Below are 1,512 nucleotides of genomic sequence, written 5' to 3' on the forward strand. Positions count from 1 at the left end.
CTATCATTTGGATTTTAAATGTAATATAAAACTTAATAGCCCAAAACCAAGCATAAGAAAAAATCTCAACAATCAAATATGGAATGGTAGAAATGAAATCAGAAATAGAACCAAAGACATTAGCGACATATTGAAAAGCACTATAAATAAACTCCATAAATCCCCCTACGACTTACGACCAGATGACATAATAATAAATGCAGCACTCAAGGCAGCAATGAATAATATAACTGTACGAATTGAAACAACATTATCGCCGAGAGAATCAAATAAATTAAAACTAACATTAATATCCCCCGAACCATGATGAAGCGTAAAAGCTCGACCAGAATAAGAACCCTGTTGAAAACTCATCGTACCGTTATTGATTGGAGACTTTGAAACAAGCTCTTTAAAATTAGTTTCTAAATCTACAATTTCAGTTTTCAAGCCATCAATAGACTCACTTAAAATTGTTCCTTCAGAAAAACCGACACCCTTACCTGGAGTGATAAAAGAACGCCCGTCACCACCACCAGAACCACCGCCAGAGCCAGAACCACCGCCAGAGCCAGAGCCAGAACCACCGCCAGAGCCAGAGTCACCACCAGAGCCAGAGTCACCACCAGAGCCAGAGTCACCACCAGAACCAGAGTCACCACCAGAGCCAGAGTCACCACCAGAGCCAGAGTCACCACCAGAGCCAGAGTCACCACCAGAGCCAGAGTCACCACCAGAGCCAGAGTCACCACCAGAGCCAGAGTCACCACTAGAGTCACTATCCTGACAAAGCCTGCCTGAATATGTATAAATACCACTAGGACGCGAATCGTTTGGAGTGGATGGAACCCAAAAAGCGGAATTATCCATAGTGGCCTGACAAGAATTTGAGCAAACAGAAGAAACAAAAGAAGTCCCAACGGGAAAATAAATAGTATCCGTCCGATTACCCTTTAATTTCTTACAAGGAGACTCACACTCACCAGTCTTATCATTTAAAACCTCACCTTCAGGGCATGAATCAATATTATGCAACGTAGCCAAACTATCAAACGGCCTAGCCCCATAAGAAGCCATTTTAAAACCATACTTTGTAATAGATACACCATACAAGTCATAACCCGAACTACTACCCGCACAAAAAGAAGATAGGTCATTTTTAAAATATAAAACTTGCCCGTCATACATACCACAAGTAAGACCAAGAGATGAAACATGAGAAAGACGCTTATAACCAGTAAAGCCCGCAAAAGCACTAAACGAAACGCTGAAAAGTAACAGGAACGCGGCAATGCTTTGTTTAATACTCATAAAATACACCTACAAAAAAAGGAGCCGAAGCCCCTTATTAATTACCCAGAGATAACCCCTGTATAAACCCCGTATAGAAAGGAGCCACACATCAATGACCCCAAGATAATAGTTATTACCATTACTTACGAAGCCAAGAAACAACCATACCGAGACCAAAACCAAGCGCAGCAATCGCAATCACACCCGCAGTAGTAGCACTAACCATGCTTTTTCCAGCAT

The 1,512-nt window shown here is 41.6% G+C and carries 1 protein-coding gene; it reads right to left on the bottom strand.

Annotation, left to right across the window (positions count from 1 at the left end):
- Positions 1-165: 165 nt before the first annotated feature.
- Positions 166-1,290 carry a hypothetical protein gene (locus tag L4C39_RS20050; RefSeq protein ID WP_429747755.1) on the bottom strand — a complete coding sequence of 375 codons (1,125 nt, stop codon included), beginning with the start codon at positions 1,288-1,290 and terminating at the stop codon, positions 166-168.
- Positions 1,291-1,512 lie beyond the last annotated feature (222 nt).

This window comes from Vibrio clamense (genome assembly GCF_050337905.1).
GTDB lineage: Bacteria > Pseudomonadota > Gammaproteobacteria > Enterobacterales > Vibrionaceae > Vibrio > Vibrio cortegadensis.

Coding starts and splice junctions, on each gene's coding strand:
- L4C39_RS20050 (WP_429747755.1), bottom strand. CDS start 1,290: ATGAGTATTAAACAAAGCATTGCCGCGTTCCTGTTACTTTTCAGCGTT.